Annotated in this window: 19 protein-coding genes; 9 read left to right on the top strand and 10 right to left on the bottom strand. The window is 68.0% G+C overall.

Features of this window, described 5'->3' with window-relative positions; all coding sequences use genetic code 11:
• Window positions 1-4 precede the first annotated feature (4 nt).
• The 4 genes from ACLBYA_RS22225 to ACLBYA_RS22210 all read left to right on the top strand — a co-directional run bounded on the left by ACLBYA_RS22225 (window position 5) and on the right by ACLBYA_RS22210 (window position 3,164).
• Complete coding sequence (locus ACLBYA_RS22225; protein WP_447711613.1) at window positions 5-382, top strand: nitroreductase family deazaflavin-dependent oxidoreductase; 378 nt, start codon at window positions 5-7, stop codon at window positions 380-382.
• A gap of 4 nt (window positions 383-386) precedes the next feature.
• On the top strand, window positions 387-716 hold the full coding sequence (locus tag ACLBYA_RS22220; protein ID WP_447711612.1) for a TfoX/Sxy family protein: 330 nt from the start codon (window positions 387-389) through the stop codon (window positions 714-716).
• A 185-nt stretch (window positions 717-901) separates the two neighbouring features.
• The gene (locus tag ACLBYA_RS22215) at window positions 902-2,149 is read left to right on the top strand and encodes an NAD(P)/FAD-dependent oxidoreductase (RefSeq protein ID WP_447711611.1); all 1,248 of its coding nucleotides are present in this window, start codon (window positions 902-904) and stop codon (window positions 2,147-2,149) included.
• Between the two features lie 19 nt (window positions 2,150-2,168).
• The gene (locus ACLBYA_RS22210; protein WP_447711610.1) at window positions 2,169-3,164 is read left to right on the top strand and encodes a malate dehydrogenase; all 996 of its coding nucleotides are present in this window, start codon (window positions 2,169-2,171) and stop codon (window positions 3,162-3,164) included.
• Here ACLBYA_RS22210 and ACLBYA_RS22205 read toward each other — a convergent pair.
• The 4 genes from ACLBYA_RS22205 to ACLBYA_RS22190 all read right to left on the bottom strand — a co-directional run bounded on the left by ACLBYA_RS22205 (window position 3,161) and on the right by ACLBYA_RS22190 (window position 8,796).
• Window positions 3,161-3,415, bottom strand: a complete 255-nt coding sequence (locus ACLBYA_RS22205; RefSeq protein WP_447711609.1) for a hypothetical protein — start codon at window positions 3,413-3,415, stop codon at window positions 3,161-3,163. The genes ACLBYA_RS22210 and ACLBYA_RS22205 overlap by 4 nt on opposite strands.
• Before the next feature lie 42 nt (window positions 3,416-3,457).
• Window positions 3,458-4,933, bottom strand: coding sequence for an acetyl-CoA acetyltransferase (locus ACLBYA_RS22200; RefSeq protein ID WP_447711608.1), 1,476 nt, complete (start codon window positions 4,931-4,933; stop codon window positions 3,458-3,460).
• 96 nt (window positions 4,934-5,029) lie between these two features.
• The gene (locus ACLBYA_RS22195; protein ID WP_447711607.1) at window positions 5,030-6,457 is read right to left on the bottom strand and encodes an aldehyde dehydrogenase; all 1,428 of its coding nucleotides are present in this window, start codon (window positions 6,455-6,457) and stop codon (window positions 5,030-5,032) included.
• Window positions 6,454-8,796: a CoA transferase gene (locus ACLBYA_RS22190; RefSeq protein ID WP_447711606.1), complete on the bottom strand. Its 2,343-nt coding sequence runs from the start codon at window positions 8,794-8,796 to the stop codon at window positions 6,454-6,456. Before ACLBYA_RS22190 ends, ACLBYA_RS22195 begins: the two co-directional genes overlap by 4 nt.
• Before the next feature lie 84 nt (window positions 8,797-8,880).
• Between ACLBYA_RS22190 and ACLBYA_RS22185 the strand changes: the two genes are divergently transcribed.
• On the top strand, window positions 8,881-9,657 hold the full coding sequence (locus tag ACLBYA_RS22185) for a CPBP family intramembrane glutamic endopeptidase (protein ID WP_447711605.1): 777 nt from the start codon (window positions 8,881-8,883) through the stop codon (window positions 9,655-9,657).
• Here the strand turns inward: ACLBYA_RS22185 and ACLBYA_RS22180 are convergent, their stop codons facing one another.
• A complete protein-coding gene (locus ACLBYA_RS22180) occupies window positions 9,658-9,924 on the bottom strand; it encodes a helix-turn-helix domain-containing protein (RefSeq protein ID WP_447711604.1) in 267 nt (88 codons plus the stop codon).
• A gap of 109 nt (window positions 9,925-10,033) precedes the next feature.
• On the opposite strand from ACLBYA_RS22180, the gene map reads away from it, so the two are divergent.
• On the top strand, window positions 10,034-10,801 hold the full coding sequence (gene map / locus ACLBYA_RS22175) for a type I methionyl aminopeptidase (protein ID WP_447711603.1): 768 nt from the start codon (window positions 10,034-10,036) through the stop codon (window positions 10,799-10,801).
• On the opposite strand, the gene ACLBYA_RS22170 is transcribed toward map, so the two are convergent.
• From ACLBYA_RS22170 to ACLBYA_RS22160, 3 genes are all read right to left on the bottom strand, one after another.
• On the bottom strand, window positions 10,785-11,087 hold the full coding sequence (locus ACLBYA_RS22170; RefSeq protein ID WP_447711712.1) for a GlsB/YeaQ/YmgE family stress response membrane protein: 303 nt from the start codon (window positions 11,085-11,087) through the stop codon (window positions 10,785-10,787). The two genes, map and ACLBYA_RS22170, sit on opposite strands and share 17 nt — an antisense overlap.
• Before the next feature lie 6 nt (window positions 11,088-11,093).
• Window positions 11,094-11,357 (bottom strand): GlsB/YeaQ/YmgE family stress response membrane protein, encoded by a 264-nt coding sequence (locus ACLBYA_RS22165; RefSeq protein WP_447711602.1) that lies wholly within the window; start codon window positions 11,355-11,357, stop codon window positions 11,094-11,096.
• Window positions 11,358-11,558: 201 nt separating this feature from the next.
• Entirely contained in the window at window positions 11,559-12,560 is a 1,002-nt protein-coding gene (locus ACLBYA_RS22160; protein ID WP_447711601.1) for an APA family fibronectin-binding glycoprotein, read from the bottom strand.
• 321 nt (window positions 12,561-12,881) lie between these two features.
• Between ACLBYA_RS22160 and ACLBYA_RS22155 the strand changes: the two genes are divergently transcribed.
• The 3 genes from ACLBYA_RS22155 to ACLBYA_RS22145 all read left to right on the top strand — a co-directional run bounded on the left by ACLBYA_RS22155 (window position 12,882) and on the right by ACLBYA_RS22145 (window position 16,066).
• A complete protein-coding gene (locus ACLBYA_RS22155; protein WP_447711600.1) occupies window positions 12,882-13,553 on the top strand; it encodes an SDR family oxidoreductase in 672 nt (223 codons plus the stop codon).
• 75 nt (window positions 13,554-13,628) lie between these two features.
• A complete protein-coding gene (locus tag ACLBYA_RS22150) occupies window positions 13,629-14,555 on the top strand; it encodes an LLM class F420-dependent oxidoreductase (protein WP_447711599.1) in 927 nt (308 codons plus the stop codon).
• A gap of 110 nt (window positions 14,556-14,665) precedes the next feature.
• The gene (locus ACLBYA_RS22145; protein WP_447711598.1) at window positions 14,666-16,066 is read left to right on the top strand and encodes an NAD(P)/FAD-dependent oxidoreductase; all 1,401 of its coding nucleotides are present in this window, start codon (window positions 14,666-14,668) and stop codon (window positions 16,064-16,066) included.
• Here the strand turns inward: ACLBYA_RS22145 and ACLBYA_RS22140 are convergent.
• Both ACLBYA_RS22140 and ureG read right to left on the bottom strand, forming a co-directional pair.
• Window positions 16,063-16,689, bottom strand: a complete 627-nt coding sequence (locus ACLBYA_RS22140; protein ID WP_447711597.1) for an urease accessory protein UreD — start codon at window positions 16,687-16,689, stop codon at window positions 16,063-16,065. The genes ACLBYA_RS22145 and ACLBYA_RS22140 overlap by 4 nt on opposite strands.
• Before the next feature lie 4 nt (window positions 16,690-16,693).
• Window positions 16,694-17,377: an urease accessory protein UreG gene (gene ureG, locus ACLBYA_RS22135; RefSeq protein ID WP_447711596.1), complete on the bottom strand. Its 684-nt coding sequence runs from the start codon at window positions 17,375-17,377 to the stop codon at window positions 16,694-16,696.

Genomic DNA, 17,377 nt, shown 5'->3' with positions numbered 1-17,377 from the left:
GCGAATGACGCTCAAGCGCAGGGTCGTGCACACCGTTCAGCGCCTCGTGGTCAATCCGGTGGGCCGACGGCTGCCGGTGACCATGCTGGAGACCACCGGCCGCAAATCGGGGCAGCCCCGTCGCACCGCCGTCGGCGGACGGGTCATCGACAACGCCTTCTGGATGGTCTCCGAGCACGGTGAGCATTCGCACTATGTGCTCAACATCAAGGCCGACCCGGCCGTGCGGGTGCGTATCCGCGGCCGGTGGCGCACCGGCACGGCACACCTGCTGCCCTCGGATGACCCGATCGCCCGGCTGGCCGAACTGCCGCAGCTCAACAGCGCGGTGGTCCGCGTGATGGGAAGCGATCTGCTCACCATCCGCGTCGACCTGGACTAGCGCCATGGCCTACGACGAGCATCTTGCCGAGCGGGTCCGCGAACTGATCGGCACCGCCGACGAGAAACGGATGTTCGGCGGGCTGGCCTTCTTGATCAACGGCAACATGGCCGTCTGCGTGTCCGGGCAGGGCGGGCTGATGGTGCGCGTGGCTGCTGAGGACACCGAGAAACTGCTCAGCCGCGCCCATGTCGAGCCGATGGTGATGGGCGGGCGCGACGTCCGCGGCTGGATCCGGGTGCAGGACGCGGGATTGAAGGTGACGCGCAACCTGCGCTCGTGGGTGGATCGCGGCCGCAAGTACGCGGAGTCCCTACCGTCCAAATCGGGCTGAATCGGCGACGTTTGTCACCGCCGACGCGGGGTACCTCAACCTGATGGCACGGCAGCACGGCATCTCCGAACGGCTCATGCCCCGGTGCCGCTGTTCGGATTGGTCACCGTGGCAGACATCCCCGGTTCGGGTGTCGCTCCACGGCGACCTACGCCAACAGATCACCAGATGAGGGAGCACACGTTATGAGCACCGCACGCACATTCGTCATCGTCGGCGCCGGACTTGCAGGCGCGAAGGCTGTGGAGGCGTTGCGCGACAACGATTTCGACGGACCGATCGTGCTGTTCGGCAGCGAGGACGAACTCCCCTATGAGCGCCCTCCGCTGTCCAAGGACTTTCTGCTCGGCAAAGCCGCTCCGGCCGATTTCACGGTGCACGACGAGGATTGGTACCGCGAGCACGACGTCGACCTGCGGCTGGGGACCACGGTGACCTCGCTCGACCCGGCCGCCCACAATATCGGTTTCAACACCGCCGACGAGGTCGGACGCCACGAGCACTACGACAAGTTGCTGCTGGCCACCGGTTCGCGGCCGCGCGTCCTTTCGATACCGGGCGCCGACGCCGACGGGGTGCACGTGCTGCGCACCGTTCGTGACGCTGACGCCCTGTTGTCCACCTTGGAGCACGGCAGACGGTTGGCGATCGTTGGTGCCGGTTGGATCGGCCTGGAGGTGGCCGCCGCCGCCCGATCTCGGGATATCGAGGTGACCGTGGTCGAGAGCGCCGAGCTACCGCTGCTCAAGGCGCTCGGCCGCGAGAATGCCGAGATCTTCGCCCAGCTCCATGCCGACCATGGGGTGGATCTGCGCTTCGGTGCCACCGTCGACGGGATCACCACGACCGCCGGCGGCCCGGCCGCGGGTCTACGCCTGGGTGACGAGACCAGCGTGCCCAGCGATGCGGTGTTGATCGCGGTCGGCGCGGAACCGAACCTGAAGCTCGCCGAACAGGCCGGCCTGGATCTCGCCGACGGTGGTATCGCGGTGGACGCCGCGTTGAAGACCAGCGATGACGATATCTACGCCGTCGGCGATATCGTTGCGGCACAGCATCCGCTGTTCGGCTCGCGGATACGGACCGAGCACTGGGCCAACGCACTGAAGCAGCCCGCCGTCGCGGCGGCCGGCATGTTGGGAAACCCGGGTGTCTACGACGAACTGCCGTACTTCTACACCGATCAGTACGACCTGGGCATGGAGTACGTCGGCCACGCACCCGAGTACGCCACGGTGGTGTTCCGCGGCGATACCGACAAACGCGAATACACCTCCTTCTGGCTGGACAAGAAGGACCGGGTGCTGGCCGGCATGAATGTGAACATCTGGGAAGGTCTGGATGACATCAAGGCGGTCATCCGGTCCGGCAAGAAGATCGATGCCGAGAAACTCGCCGACCCGAAAGTACCGCTGGCCGAACTCTTTAACTGACAGCCGTTAGGGTGACGTCATGTCACCGTCAAAGTCGCCGGTCACCGTCGTCGTCACCGGCGCGGCAGGCCACATCGGTTATGCCGCACTGTTCCGCATCGCAGCCGGAGCCATGCTCGGCCACGAGACTTCGGTCACACTGCGGCTTCTCGAACTTCCCGACGCCGTGCGCGCGGCCGAGGGGGTGGTCATGGAACTCGACGACGGGGCATTTCCGCTGTTGGCGCGTACCGAGATCTACGTCGATCCGGTGCGTGCCTTCGATGGGGTCGATGTCGCACTGCTGATCGGCGCGCGGCCCCGTTCCAAGGGGATGGAGCGGGCGGACCTGCTCGGTGCCAACGCGCAGATCTTCGCCGCCGCCGGCAAGGCACTCAACGCCGGTGCCGCCGAGGGAGTTCGGGTGCTGGTGGTCGGCAACCCGGCGAACACCAACGCCCTGGTGGCCTCGGCGCACGCCCCGGACATCCCGGCCGAGCGGTTCACCGCGCTGACCCGATTGGATCACAACCGGGCGGTCGCCGCGATGGCCCGGCATGCCCGCGTTCCGGTCACCGAGATCAGCCGGATGACCATCTGGGGCAATCACTCCCCCACGCAGTACCCCGATATCTTCCACACCGTCGTCGGCGGCCGCTCCGGTGCCGACTATGCCGCCGACACCCATTGGCTGTCCGACGATTTCATCCCCACCGTGGCGCGCCGCGGCACCGCGATCATCGAGGCCCGCGGTGCCAGTTCGGCGGCATCGGCGGCCAATGGCGCCATCGATCACGTCGACAGCTGGGTGCACGGCACACCCGACGGTGACTGGACGTCGGTCGCGCTGCCCTCGCCCGGAATCTACGGTGTGGACGAGGGATTGGTCAGCTCGTTCCCGTGCCGGTCAGTCGACGGCCGCTGGGAGATCGTGGAAGGCCTTGACATCAATGCCTTTTCGCGGGCTCGCATCGACGCGTCGGTTTATGAACTACGCGAGGAGCGCGACGCGGTCAGGGCCTTGGGTCTGCTTTAGCTCTTACCGCACCGCCGCGAACATGCGACCAGGACGCCCTGACTCTCCAGGTGGGCCAGCGCCCGCGCAATCACGTCGAAGCAGTAGATCGGAAACCACCGGGTTCTACCGCCGTCACCTCGCACCCGCACCTGCCGCTTGACGACGTCATGGCCGAGGATGGTGTACCCACTGCCGCGACTCAGCCCACCTTCGTACGCCCCTACCGATACGCAGGTCACGATGCTCCCCGCAGGTGATGCCTCGGCCACATCGAGGACTATAGATATGGCCGAGCGCCGAATACACCGATATCAGCCCAGTGACGCCGTCCCGTCGGCGTGCACGGTGACCTTCGCCCCGGCGATGTCCTCGGTGGCACTGGCCAGCGCCTCGGACTTGTCGTTGAGCACCGCCAGCGTCCGGGTGTCACCGGGGGTGCGCACCGCGAGGTACGCCTTCTCCGGCACACCTTCGCGGTCGTACGGGGTGGTCCACGTCTCGACGGTGCCGACCCCTTCCCACTCGACCTCGGCGGCGACGGTCGGCTCGGCGTCGACTGCGGCTTGCACGTCCTCCCAGCGGAATTCGCCGATGGGCGGTTCGGTGCCGTACACCCCGAAGCTGTGCTTGGTCAGGTAACCACCGTTGGCGGTGATCAGCCCTCGGGTACCGGGTGCCGCCGCCAGTCGTTCGGCCATGGTGGCGATCGAATGGGTCACGTAGTTGTTCCACGGCCCGCCGGCAAATGTCAGGCCGCCGGTCACCGTCAACGGGCGCGCCGGATCATCGAGGGCCAGTCCGAGTTCGTTGGCCGCCACCTGTACCGCGGACGGGAAGCAGGAGTAGACGTCAACCATGGCGATGTCGTCGAGACCGGCCCCGGCGAGCTCCAGGACCCGCCGCCCGCCGATCCGGATGGCCGGTGAACCGTCGAAACGCGCACGATGGCTGATCTCGTAGGTGTCATGGGCGTCGGTACCGGCGTACGGGAAAACCCAACGGTCGGTGGGAATCTGGAGGTACGTAGCCTTCTCGGCCGACATCAGGATCAGTGCCGCGCCCTGGTCGACCATGTTGTTGGAGTTCATCAGCTTGGTGTAGGGCGCACTGATCATGCGGTTCGCCGGCCCGGGCTGAGCGATCTCTTCGGCCGAGGACGCCTGCTGGTTCCAGGCGTGCGGATTCCCCGCGGCAACCTCGCTGAACCGCGCCCACAACGCACCGATGCGCTGCTGATGCTCGGCCGGCGTCTCCCCCGCGGTGATGCGCAGCGCCTGCTCGAACATCGGGTACACGAACGCGGGCCGGTCCAGGTGGATGCGCAGCTCGCCTGGGCCCGCAAGTGCGAACTCGTCCTCGGAACCCGGTGCCAGCGGCACCGTTTCGTCCTGTTTTGTGCCGGTCAGCTTCTCGCCCCGGGCACGAAGACGGGTCCGGCTGCGCCAGGTCTCGCCCCCGCTGATCAGCACCACCTCGTTGCGGCCTGCCTGGATGTCCAGGCAGGCCTGGTTGACCAGCGACTGCGGCACATTGCCACCGATCGGGGTGTAGCGGGTTGCCGAATCGGGCGCGCCGATCCGTTTCGCCAGCAGCAGACCCGGGTCGCGATACCGCCAGGACAGCAGGTTCACGATCCGTACCGAGTCGACCGCGGCGAGCACTCGCGGGTCGGCGGCCGCCCTGGCCGCGGCCTCCATCAGGTCGACGGGCTCGGTCGTCGCGCTCTCTTCGCGCTGACTGACCTGGCCGTACCCGACCAGTACCGGGGTCCTGGGATCGATTGTCACTGCATTCCTCTCCACCGAGCGTGCGGAAACTTCTGGATCGACGGGGCGTGTCGGCCGCAGACACGCACGCTCGCCAAATGGGGGGGGGTGGCCGGGTCAGGCGGGCGAGCCGACCCGGTAGATCGACTTGAGCACCTGATAGGCGGCCAGGCCCTCGGGGCCGAGTTCACGCCCCAGGCCGCTGGCCTTCACCCCGCCGAACGGCGCGTTGACATCCAACTGATACTGGTTGACGCCGATGCTGCCGGTACGCACCGCGCGGGCAATGCCGGTGGCCCGCTCGACATCCGGTGACCACACAGTGCCGCCCAGCCCGTATTCGCTGTCGTTGGCGATATCGATCGCCTCCTGATCGCTGTCGTAGGAGATCACCGCAAGAACCGGGCCGAAGATCTCCTCCTGGGCGATGCGTGCCGAGTTGTCGACATCGGCGAAGACGGTCGGCGCGACGAACCAGCCCTGCGACTGGTCGGCCGGAACCGAGCCGCCGGCAACGAGTTTGGCCTCGGCGCGACCGATATCGATGTATTCCAGCACCCGCTGCTGCTGACGCCGGCTGACCAGCGGACCGATATCGGTGGACTTCTGCAGCGGGTCACCCACCACCAGACCGTCGGCCAGGGCGGCCAGCGCGTCGACCACCTCGGCATACCGTGACCGGGGCGCCAGGATCCGCGAACTCAGGTGACAGGTCTGCCCGTTGTTGACGAAAGAGGCCGAGCGCAGTCCCTTGACGGTGGCGTCCAGATCGGCGTCGTCGAGGATGATCGCCGCCGATTTGCCACCGAGTTCCAGGGTGACCGGGCGCAGCAGCCCGCCGCACACCTGCGCGATGGCCCGCCCGGCGGTGGTCGACCCGGTGAAGGCCACCTTGTCCACACCCGGGTGCGATACCAGATGCGCGCCGGCATCCGGCCCACCGGCCAGCACGTTGAGGACACCCGCAGGCAGCCCCGCAGCCTGCGCGGCCTCGGCGAACACCAGTGCGTCCAAGGCGGTTTCGGGCGCGGCCTTGAGCACCATCGTGCACCCGGCGGCCAACGCCGGGGCGATCTTCATGGCGGCCAGCGCCTGCGGATAGTTCCACGGGGTGATCGCCGCAACCACTCCGACGGCCTCCCGGCGCACGATGGTGTGTCCGATCGCCGCGGGGCGGATCTCCTCGTCGGCACCGCTCTCGATCAGGTCGGCGTAGTAGCGCAGCAGCAGTGCCGGGTAGATGCCGTTGGCGCCCTTGGACAGTCGCGTCGGCATACCGTTCTCCCGCGAGCACAGCACCTGGGTGTCGGTACCGCGCTCGGCCAGTGCGTCGGCGAACCGGCGCAGCGCGGCGGCACGTTCGGCCGCCGGTGTCCCCTGCCAGCCCGGCAGCGCCGACCGTGCGGCCGCGACGGCCGCATCCACCTCGGATTCGGTTGCCGCAGAACCGAGCCCGAGTTGCTGTTCGGTGGCCGCCTCGATGACGGGCGTCGATGCGGCGGCGGTCCGGAACTCGCCGTCGATGAACACGGATGCGGTACTCACGGTGCACTCCCAGCGTCGGGGCTGACGAAGATCACTCCGTCGGCGATGAGTCGGTCGATCTCGGTGACATCCATCTCCAGGGCCTTCTGGCAGATGTCGCGGGTGTGCTCACCGGCCAGCGGCGCGGGCCGCAGTTCGCCGCGTGGGATCCGCCGATATGGCGCCGGCCTGGTCTCGCTGGGCATCGGATCCTCGAACAACGGATGCTCCAGATCGCTGTAGAGCGAGCGGAATTGCAGCTGGACGTCGTCGAGTACATCGGCCGGCCGGTTCATCGGGCCGGCCGGGATACCGGCGGCCTGCAGCTCCTCGGTGACGACATGCTTGTCCCGACCGCTGGTGTACGCCCCGAGGATGGCGGACAGCGCCGCGCCGCCGGCGGGCAGATCGGTGCCGATGAGCGCCGCCAGCGCGGCTCGGTCGGCGTGATCGCGTACCGAGATGACGCACCATTCGTCCTCACCGGCGCAGGGGCACACCGCGTGCACGGCCGGGTCGGGGGTGAGCGGCAGGCCGGATTGGGCGGCGGCCTCGGCGACATAGGCCGTGGCGAGTTGGTTGACCGCGACCTCGGCCTGCGAGATGTGCACATGTGCACCGACCGCAGTGGTTTCGCGCCGGATCAGTGCGGCCAGTGTCGCGATCGCGGTGATCCTGGCCGCGACATGGTCGGGAAAAATCGTGGTCGCATCGAAGAATTGGTCGGCCTGCGGGCCGACTCCGCGCCACAGCCGGGTCACCCCGGTGGTGGCCCGCACCAGCGGCCCATAGCCCATCCGGTCGCTCCACGGCCCGGTGTCGCCGTAGGCACTGCTCTCGGCCAGCACCACGGTGGAGTTGAGCTGCTGCAACTTCTCGAAGGAATAGCCCAGTGCGGCAAGTGTTCCCGGCTTGAAATTGGCGAACACCGCATCGGTGCGGCCGACCAGTTTTCCGAAGATCTCGGCACCCTCTCCGGAGCGCAGATCCACCCCGAAGCTCAGCTCGTTGCGGTGCGTCAGCGCCCAGGACGAGCTCATCGCCTGACCCGGCGCCGTCTGACGCAGCCCGTCAGGGTAGGCCGCGCTCTCCACCTTGACCACCCGGGCACCCAGGTCGGCGAACAGCCGGCCGAGTTCGCCGCCGGCGACGATCACACCCAGGTCCAGGATGCGTAACCCGTCGAACGGTCGGCGGCCGTTCTTGCGTGGCCGGCCCACCTGGTTGGGCGGGCCGAGCCAGTCGGGTGTCTCCGTGGCCACCGCCGTGGTGCGCAGCCCGCGGTGCTGTCCGTCGACGACGAACGGGCCGACCGGCACGGTGACGGTGCCACCCTCGGCGACCGGTAGCGGAGCCAGGGCGCCGACAGCGCGGAAATGATCGGAGGCCAGCGCCTCGGCCGGTGTCTGCACCGCGGCGATCGGCACCCCGCGGAGCTGGCCCTGGGCCACCAGATCGGCCATCGTCTCGGGCGCGAACAGGTCGGCGATGGCGGCGTTGAGCTGCTTGGAGGCGGCGAATCGTGCACCGATTGATTCGAATTCCGGTGAGCTGAACTCTTCGGGTTCGCCCAGCCAGGCCCGCATCCCCCGCCACTGGCGCGCCGAGAGCAGACAGATCCGCACATATCCGTCGCGGCATCGGAACGTCGGGTAGATCTGTTGATTGCGCGGGCGACCCCGCCAGCTGCTGGAGCGTTTGAGACCGGAGGCGGCCTGCCCCTGCGAACCGAACGGCGGGTCGAGCGCCTGCACCACCGCCTCGAACCGGGAGAAGTCGATGTAGTCGCCGCCACCGTGGCGCAGCCGGTGGTAGTAGGCCGCCAGCACCGCCCAGGCGGCCTGCGCAGCGGCGGTCGCCGAGGCGATACCGATCGGTGGCAGCACCGGTGTCCCGGTGGCCGGGCCGGACCGCGACAGCGCGGTGGACATCGCGTAGAACACGGCGTCGGTGCCCCGCCAGGACCGGTACGGGCCGTCGGTGCCGAAGTCGGTGATCGAGATCGCCACCAGCTCGGCATGCCGGTCGGCCAGCTCCACACACGATGTGCCGAAGCCATCGGTCACCGGTCCGCCGCCGACCAGGATGTCGGCACCGGCAACCAGCTCGTCGAATCGGGTCCGGTCGGCGGCGACCGCGGGATCCAACGTGGCATGCCGCTTGTTGGCGTTGTTCAGGGCGTACGGCACGCTGGTGCCGCCGGCCAGGGGCGCCGACCGACTCTCGGCGTCGTCGCCGGGCAGCGAGATCTTGAGTACATCGGCACCCAGGTCGGCGACCAGCCGGGTGACCGCGGCGCCATCGACACCCGCGAGGTCGAGCACTCGCACGCCGGCCAGTAACTGCTGCTCGTCGGTCACCGTGTCATCCTCCGCACTCTCGACACCATAGCCTGTCAGTTCGCTAACTTAGGTAGACAACCGCGACACGTACACTTGCAGACGATGTCTGACGCCGGCGCGGTGGCCACACCGATCGAATTGCCTGCCCACCCGCTGGTTGGGCAGCTGGCGGCGTTGCATCACTTCCGCGTCTACGTCGATGTCGCGATCGTGGTCGTCGTGCTGGTCGCCACCAATCTGATCGCACATTTCACCACCCCGTGGGCGAACGTGGCCATCGTGCCGGCCGCCGCCGTCGGATTGGTGATCCTGGTGCGCTCCCGCGGGTTGTGCTGGTCGGAACTGGGCCTGGGTCGCGAGCAGTGGCGCTCCGGCGCCGGATACGCCGCGGCCGCGGTCGGCATCGTGCTGGCGGTGATCGCCATCGGTGCGCTGATGCCGTGGACCCGACCGATGTTCATGAACAACCACTACGCAACGCTGTCCGGCGCGCTCATCGCCTCGATGGTGATCATCCCGCTGCAGACCGTCATCCCCGAGGAGATCGTGTTCCGCGGGGTGCTGCACGGGGCGATGGATCGCGCCTGGGGTTTCCGGGGTGTCGCCGCGGCCGGGTCGCTGCTGTTCGGCCTCTGGCACATTGTCAGTTCGTTCGGCCTGACCAGTGGCAATGTCGGGTTCACCCGCATCCTGGGCGGGGGCGTGTTCGGCATGGTGGCCGGTGTCGTGGGCGCCGTGATCGTCACCGGCGCGGCCGGTTTCGTCTTCACCTGGCTACGTCGACGTAGCGGCAGCCTGATCGCGCCGATCGCGCTGCACTGGTCACTCAACGGCATGGGCGCCCTGGCGGCCGCCCTGGTGTGGCACGCCTCGACCTGATCAGCCGGCGTGTTCGAGGTCGACCGGGAACAGGCAGATATCGGCCAACTCGTCGAGCGATAGCGGCAACACCCGCGCCAGCGCCGCAACTGTGGTGAAGGCCGGCGTGGCCAGCCGGCCGGTCTCGATCTTGCGCAGGGTCTCCGGTGAGATCCCGGCCGCCTGCGCCACCGCCGCCAATGTCCGCTCCCCGCGGGCGTGCCGGAGTACTTCGCCGAGTCGCTTCCCGGCGGCGAGTTGTTCAGCGGTCAGCGGCAGTCGCACCATGCGGCCAGCCTAGCGCTTCCGGTATGAAAATACCGACGCCTCGGTTAGGGTGAGTTCTGCACACCGGTATTTTCATACCGAGAACGTCAACAGAGCGAGGCACGACGGCATGGTGGAACTGAAGACGGCACAGGAGATCAAGGCGATGCGTGTGACCGGCGCCTTCATCGCCGAACTGCTCGAGGACCTGGCCGGGCGGGCCCGCCCGGGGGTGAACCTGCTCGATCTGGAGCACCGGGCCCGCGACCTGATCGCCGCGCGCGGGGCGCAATCCTGCTACTGGGACTACGCGCCGTCGTTCGGGCGGGGACCGTTCCGCAATGTCATCTGCCTGTCGGTGAACGACGCGGTGCTGCACGGCCTGCCGCACGACTATGTGCTCGGTGACGGTGATCTGCTGACCATGGACATCGCGGTGTCGATCGACGGCTGGGTCGCCGACTCGGCCCGCAGCATCATCGTCGGCACACCGCGCGCAGCCGATCAGCGGCTCATCGAGGCGACCGAACGGGCATTGGCCGCCGCGATCGCGACCGCGCTGCCGGGCCGCCGTCTCGGTGACATCTCCGCGGCCATCGGCGCGGCCGCCGCCGAGTACGGCTATCCAGTCAACACCGAGTTCGGCGGACACGGCCTGGGCCGCACCATGCACGAGGACCCGCACGTGCCCAACACCGGACGCGCCGGGCGCGGGCTCAAGCTGCGGCCCGGGCTGACGCTGGCCTTGGAACCCTGGTTCGCCGCGGGCACCGACCGGATCGTCTACGACCCCGACGGGTGGACCATCCGCTCGGCGGACGGCTCGCGCACCGCACACAGCGAGCACACCATCGCGGTCACCGACGGTGAGCCGCTGGTGCTCACGACCTCCGTTTAACCAAACCGACGACCCACAGCAGCAACGCCGCACCCAGCAATGAGGTGAAGAAGGTGAACCATCGGCGGCCCTCGATCACATCGACACCGAGCCGCTCCAGCAGGAATCCGCCAAGAAAGCCGCCGATCACACCGACGACAATGTTCAGCAAGATGCCTTGCCCACCGCCCTTGACGAACTTGCCCGCCAGCCAGCCAGCAATACCGCCGATGATGATGTAGGTTATCCAGCCCACCGCGGTAGGCGGCGAGAAGGCTAGAAACTGTTGCGCCGCTATGGGATCCAACATCTACTACTTCTTGGTAGCAGCGGTGTAGCCGAGCGTGAGAACGGCGGCCGCTGCGATGCTGATCGCCCATCGGATCCAGTCGATACCGGATGTATTGGCGTTGCCGTCACTGGCGATCATCCCCCATACCCAGTAGCCGATGAGCGCCCCAGCGACACCGAGCACAACAGTGATGACCCAACCGATCGCCTGCTTACCCGGGATGACCAAACGTGCCAGCACGCCGATGACAGCGCCGAAGATTATGGTTCCAATGATCTGACCCATGACAGTTCCTCCCTGGTACCTTTCCCGGACCTGACACGGCTGACAAGCCCTACTTCAGGCTTACACGTTTCAGGTCACGATCGTGCCCACGAAAGGGGCACGATCGCGATCCGTCGGATCCGCCTCGACGAGAGCGACGGTAGGGCTGCTCGCCGGACGCCGAGAGCCGCCAATGCGTCACTCTCGGCGCGACGACGACCGTCAGGCGGGCGGCAGCATCCCGGGCGCGGTGGCCGGGTCGACCGGCACCGGCACGCCGACCGCAGGCCGCGGCGGCGGCGCGTTCGGATCGGGCGGCGGGGCGTTCGGGTCCGGCGGCGGCGGAGGTGCGTTGGGGTCAGGCGGCGGAGGTGGAGGCGGCGGGGTCCACGGGCGGATGGACTGGGCCAGATCGACCGCGGCCGCCTTGTCCACCGGGTTGTTGGCCGTGCCCAGCCACACCACGAACCAGCGGGCGGGCAGGCGCTGACCGCGAGTCCCGGCCGCGACCGGTTCGCCGACGACACCCGACCAGATCTGCCCGGTCGGCTTGTTGGCGTCGGTGAACTTGACCTCGTAGTACGACGCGCTACCGGTGAAATCACCGGCGGTCAGCGGAGTGGACTCCTGGCCGAGGCGGGTCCCCGGGAAGGGCATGAAGAACTCACCCATATCCGAGGCCAGTCGGGTTGCGGCCTTGGCGTTGTCGGCCTCGGACCCGGCGAACAGCTTCAGGTCGAGGCGGCCGAGCAGCACGCTGGTGTCGTTCGGCGGTTGCTCGGTACCGGCCGGCGGGATCTTGGTCAGCAGTGCCTGGCCGTAGGACAGCTGGGTGGCGTCGGCGACCTTCCAACCTTCGGGCACCACGTAGCTGAAGCCGCCGGCGGCGTTGTCGACCCGCCCGGGCTCGGGCGCGGGCGGCGGTGGCGGTGCATTCGGATCCACCGGCGGCGCGTTCGGATCGACGGGAGGCGGCGGGACACCAGGGGGCAGCGGCGTGGGCGGCGCGACCGGCGGCGGCACCGCGGGCGGAGCAGCGGGATCAACCGGCGGGGCCGGGGCCGGCGGGGCGGCGGGATCGGCCGGAGCGGGCGGCGGAGGCGGCGGAACCGGCTCCGCATGCGACACCGCGACGGGCAACGTCAGGGCCGCCGCCGCGGCGGCTGTCGCCAGGCCCGCAGCGAGCCGTTTGCGGTGTGAGGGATTCACGTCCGACTGATCCATGGTGAAGAAACTACCGTGTTACGGCCGTGACGCAAGTGTGAGTTGCTCTAATAGTGTTTCGCTGAGAGATTGCTGAACTCGACGAATTGCCATGCAGGGCAGTACAACTGATATTGCTGTCCATCTCAGCCCACGACGGGGCCCGCCGACGGCGAGCGATGCGGCCGCGGCGGGTCTCACTCCCCTTTCGCCCCGGGCGCACCATCCGTTACCGAATCCCGCCATCCCACCCACCCGATGGGCGCGTCGGATTTCGCGGGCTAGCTACTGTCCAGTAACATCGACACGTTCGCTGTCTCAGCGCTGAGCCAAGGAGATTCGATGCACGTGCTGCTCACCGGTGGCGACACCGACCTCGGTCGCCATATCGCAGGCGGTTTCCGCGATGCCGGCCACAGCGTGGTCATCGCCGGCGCCCGCCGCGCCGACCTGGAGGTCGCCGCCAAGGAACTCGACGTCGACCATGTCGTCATCGACAACATCGACCCGGCCGGCCTGGAGGCCGCCCGCAGCCTGCTCCCCCAGCATCTCGACGGCATCGTCAACGTGCCCGCCGCCCGCTGGGACGCCGGCGATCCGCGCACCCACTCGCTGTCCGACCGGGCCGCCGCCTGGCGCCATGCCCTGGACACCACGGTGCTCTCGGCGGTGCTGACCGTCTCGGTGCTCGGTGACCAGCTGAGCTCGGGCGGGTCCATCATCAATGTCGTCGCCGAAAACCCCGCCGATGGCAGCGCCGACGCCGCGATCAAGGCCACACTGAGCAACTGGACCGCCGGCCAGGCCGCGCACTTCGGGATCCGCGGGATCACCATCAACACCGTCGCAGCCGGCCGCGGCGCCGAGCCCGGCTACAACGGCGCCGGCTCCGCCCCGAGTTCGACGGCCGACGAGATCACCCGACTGGCGCTGTTTCTCGCCACCCCGTCGGCGCGCCACATCACCGGGGAAACACTGCACGTGAGCCAGGGGGCGCTGGCCAGCTTCGGCTGAGCCGGATTTATTCCCGGCTTCGCCGGACGCGAAACCGGGGTCACGACTCCGGTTAGTTGTGGTTACGTGAGTCCCATGGCGATTCGACTTGGACTCCAGATCCCCAACTTCTCCTACGGCACCGACGTCTCGGAACTGTTCCCGACAGTCATCGCGCAGGCCCGCGAGGCCGAGCAGGCCGGATTCGACTCCGTCTTCGTGATGGATCACCTCTACCAGCTGCCCGGTATCGGCGCGCCCGAGGAGCCGATGCTCGAGGCGTACACCGCGCTCGGCGCGCTGGCCACCGCCACCGAGAAGGTGCAACTGGGCACCCTGGTGACCGGTAACACCTACCGCAACCCGACCCTGCTGGCCAAGGAGATCACCACCCTGGACGTGATCAGCCAGGGCCGCGCGATCCTGGGCATCGGCACCGGCTGGTTCGAGCTGGAGCACAACAGCCTCGGCTACGAGTTCGGCACCTTCACCGATCGGTTCAAAAAGCTCGACGAGGCGCTGGAAATCATCCTGCCGATGCTCAAGGGTGACCGCGTCACGGTCGACGGCACCTACTACAAAACCCAGGAAGCGTTCGCCAATCCCCGCTTCCGCGAACACATTCCGCTGATGATCGGTGGCAGCGGCGAGAAGAAGACCATCCCGTTGGCCGCACGGCACTTCGACCATCTCAACATCATCGCCGGCTTCGACGAGCTGGAGCGCAAGGTCGCGGTCGTCAAGGAGGCGTGCGAGAAGATCGACCGTGATCCCGCGACGCTGGAGACCAGCATGCTCGTCGTCGCCCTGATCGGCGAGCAGTACACCGCCGATATGGTGCCCGACGACTTCAAGCAGCGGGCTGCCTACGGCACCCCCGAGCAGGTCGCCGAACAGCTCAAGGAAAAGGTCTACGACGCCGGCGTCGACGGTGTCATCCTCAGCGCGTTCACCGTCGGGGGCTACACCCCGGGCGGGGTGGCCGCGGTCGGCGAGGCGCTCGCCCCGGTTCTGCAGGGCTGATCCGTCGCAGCGATGAACATTTGGGTTCGGTGCGCCATCTCACCGCGCTGGTGGGATGGCCACCGACTACCCTAGAGTTGTATTAACAAAGTACTTCTCTAGGAGCAGAAATGAGCCACCCCGGAGCTACGGCGTCGGATCGGCACAAGGTCGTCATCATCGGCTCGGGTTTCGGTGGGCTGAACGCCGCACAGGCGCTCAAGCGCACCGATGTCGACGTCAAGTTGATCGCGCGCACCACCCATCACCTGTTCCAGCCCCTGCTGTACCAGGTGGCGACCGGCATCATCTCCGAGGGCGAGATCGCCCCGCCCACCCGGCTGATCCTGCGCAAGCAGCGCAACGCCCAGGTGCTGCTCGGTGATGTCACCCATGTCGACCTGGCCAACCAGGTGGTGCACTCCGAACTGCTCGGACATGACTACGCCACCCCGTACGACACGCTGATCCTGGCCGCCGGCGCCGGACAGTCGTACTTCGGCAACGACCACTTCGCGGAGTGGGCGCCTGGCATGAAGACCATCGACGACGCCCTCGAGCTGCGCGGCCGGATCCTCGGCGCCTTCGAGCAGGCCGAGCGCTCCAGCGATCCCGAGCGCCGCAAGAAGCTGCTGACGTTCGTGGTCATCGGCGCAGGCCCCACCGGTGTCGAGATGGCCGGCCAGATCCAGGAGCTGTCCGACCAGACGCTCAAGGGCAGCTTCCGCCACATCGACCCCACCGAGGCGCATGTCATCCTGCTCGACGCCGCACCCGCCGTGCTGCCGCCGATGGGTGAGAAGCTCGGCCTGCGGGCCAAGGAGCGCCTGGAGAAGATGGGTGTCGAGATCCAGCTGAACGCCATGGTCACCGACGTCGACCGCAACGGTCTCACCGTCAAGGAGAAGGACGGTTCGATCCGGCGTATCGAATCGGCGAGCAAGGTCTGGTCGGCCGGGGTCGCGGCCAGCCCGCTGGGCAAGGATCTGGCCGCCCAGTCCGAGACCGAGATCGACCGGGCGGGCCGCGTTGTCGTGAACCCCGACCTGTCGATCCCCGGGCACCCGAACGTCTTTGTGGTCGGCGATATGGCGTTTGTGCCCGGCGTGCCGGGCATGGCCCAGGGCGCGATCCAGGGCGGCAAGTACGTCGCCGCGATCGTCAAGAACGAGACCGCCGCGCGGGCACACGGCACCAAGCCCAAGCCGCGGGTGCCGTTCAAGTACTTCGACAAGGGCTCGATGGCCACCGTCTCGAAGTGGAACGCGGTCGCCCAGATCCCGCTCGGCGACAAGAACAAGTTCGAGTTCAGCGGTTTCTTCGCCTGGCTCGCCTGGCTGGGGCTGCACCTGATCTATCTGGTCGGCTTCAAGACCAAGATCGCCACCCTGCTGTCCTGGGCGGTGACCTTCCTGAGCCGTCAGCGTGGTCAGCTGACCATCACCGAGCAGCAGGCCTACGCCCGCACCAGAATCGAGGAACTGCAGGAGATCGCAGCCTCGGCGAAGTCCGGCGAGAAAGCCGCGAGCTAGAGCCGCTCCCCCTGCCAGGTCGCCAACGCTCCGCCGGCGGCGAGCGGCAGTAGCGTGCCTGCACAGTCGAAATCGGTATCGGGATACCGCAATTCGCTGATGCAGGCACGCGGGGCGGCGATCCGGTCGTCGGCCACCGAACCGGTGCCCAACTCGACGCGGTGCCGCAACAGCGGCGTACCCGCGACATCGGCGTGCAGCAGGCCCGTCCAGTAGCCCTCGCGCTCCCAGGCCCTACCGATCTGGACCCGCTCCCGCACCCGGGTGCGGGCGTCGGCGCCGAGCCGCAGTGTGGTGGTGGCCAGATGACGGGAGCTGGCGGCGATCAGGGTGGGTTGCGCATCGACATCCAGCTCGCCGTGCACCTCCAGGTCCCAGCGACTGCATGATTCGATGGTCGTCGCGCTCGGCAACGCCACCGAGGCCGCCACCGAGCGCACCCGCAGCGTGGCACCGGGCTCCACGACGATCCGTACGACGATGTCATCCCCGCCCAGCGGGGTCGCCACCGCCGACAGCAGATGCACGGTATCGGCCGCGGTGCGTCGTGCCGTGATGCCGCCGGTGCACTCAACATGTGGTGAACGGTCCGCGCGCGCCACCAGAAGAACCTCCGTTCGCATCTCCCTAGCCCGAAACGGGCACCGCGAGTTGCTCGCGCACCCACTGCAACACCGGGCCCGCGGCCGGGTCCTCGGTGAGCGAGATCAGCACGAACGGTCGCTCGCCGCGCACCGTGGTCGAGTCCCGGCGCATGACGTCGAGGTCGGCACCGACCATCGGTGCCAGGTCGGTCTTGTTGATCACCAACAGATCCGAGAACGTGACCCCGGGCCCGCCCTTACGCGGCACCTTGTCCCCGCCGGCCACGTCGATGACGAAAATCTGCACGTCGATCAGGCCCGAGGAAAACGTCGCGGTCAGGTTGTCGCCGCCGGACTCGACCAGGATGAGATCCAACTTCGGGTTGGCCGCGATCAGATCGTCGATGGCGTCCAGGTTGGCGGTGATGTCGTCGCGGATCGCGGTGTGCGGGCAGCCACCGGTCTGCACCGCGGTGATGCGTTCGTCGGGCAGCACGGCGTGGCGGCGCAGGAAGTCGGCATCCTCGGTGGTGTAGATGTCGTTGGTCAACACCGCCAACGAGAGTTCATCGCGCAGTTGCCGGCACAGCGCGGCGGTCAACGCGGTCTTGCCCGAGCCGACCGGCCCGCCGATCCCGATGCGCAGCGGCTCGCCAGGCTGCCGCACCCGCTTGGGGCGGTCGTGGTGGTGGGTGTGCGGTTCGCCGTCGATCAGATGTGGTGGCAT

This window comes from Mycobacterium sp. C31M, from assembly GCF_053345865.1.
Note: the sequence above shows the minus strand (reverse complement) of the source record. Positions and strands in the feature narration are given on the sequence as shown.

Excerpts from the sequence above, each read along its gene's own strand:
- ACLBYA_RS22225 (WP_447711613.1), top strand. The coding sequence starts at position 5 with ATGACGCTCAAGCGCAGGGTCGTGCACACCGTTCAGCGCCTCGTGGTC.
- ACLBYA_RS22220 (WP_447711612.1), top strand. The coding sequence starts at position 387 with ATGGCCTACGACGAGCATCTTGCCGAGCGGGTCCGCGAACTGATCGGC.
- ACLBYA_RS22215 (WP_447711611.1), top strand. The coding sequence starts at position 902 with ATGAGCACCGCACGCACATTCGTCATCGTCGGCGCCGGACTTGCAGGC.
- ACLBYA_RS22210 (WP_447711610.1), top strand. The coding sequence starts at position 2,169 with ATGTCACCGTCAAAGTCGCCGGTCACCGTCGTCGTCACCGGCGCGGCA.
- ACLBYA_RS22185 (WP_447711605.1), top strand. The coding sequence starts at position 8,881 with ATGTCTGACGCCGGCGCGGTGGCCACACCGATCGAATTGCCTGCCCAC.
- ACLBYA_RS22180 (WP_447711604.1), bottom strand. The coding sequence starts at position 9,924 with ATGGTGCGACTGCCGCTGACCGCTGAACAACTCGCCGCCGGGAAGCGA.
- map (WP_447711603.1), top strand. The coding sequence starts at position 10,034 with ATGGTGGAACTGAAGACGGCACAGGAGATCAAGGCGATGCGTGTGACC.
- ACLBYA_RS22165 (WP_447711602.1), bottom strand. The coding sequence starts at position 11,357 with ATGGGTCAGATCATTGGAACCATAATCTTCGGCGCTGTCATCGGCGTG.
- ACLBYA_RS22160 (WP_447711601.1), bottom strand. The coding sequence starts at position 12,560 with ATGGATCAGTCGGACGTGAATCCCTCACACCGCAAACGGCTCGCTGCG.
- ACLBYA_RS22155 (WP_447711600.1), top strand. The coding sequence starts at position 12,882 with ATGCACGTGCTGCTCACCGGTGGCGACACCGACCTCGGTCGCCATATC.
- ACLBYA_RS22150 (WP_447711599.1), top strand. The coding sequence starts at position 13,629 with ATGGCGATTCGACTTGGACTCCAGATCCCCAACTTCTCCTACGGCACC.
- ACLBYA_RS22145 (WP_447711598.1), top strand. The coding sequence starts at position 14,666 with ATGAGCCACCCCGGAGCTACGGCGTCGGATCGGCACAAGGTCGTCATC.
- ACLBYA_RS22140 (WP_447711597.1), bottom strand. The coding sequence starts at position 16,689 with ATGCGAACGGAGGTTCTTCTGGTGGCGCGCGCGGACCGTTCACCACAT.
- ureG (WP_447711596.1), bottom strand. The coding sequence starts at position 17,377 with ATGCCACCACATCTGATCGACGGCGAACCGCACACCCACCACCACGAC.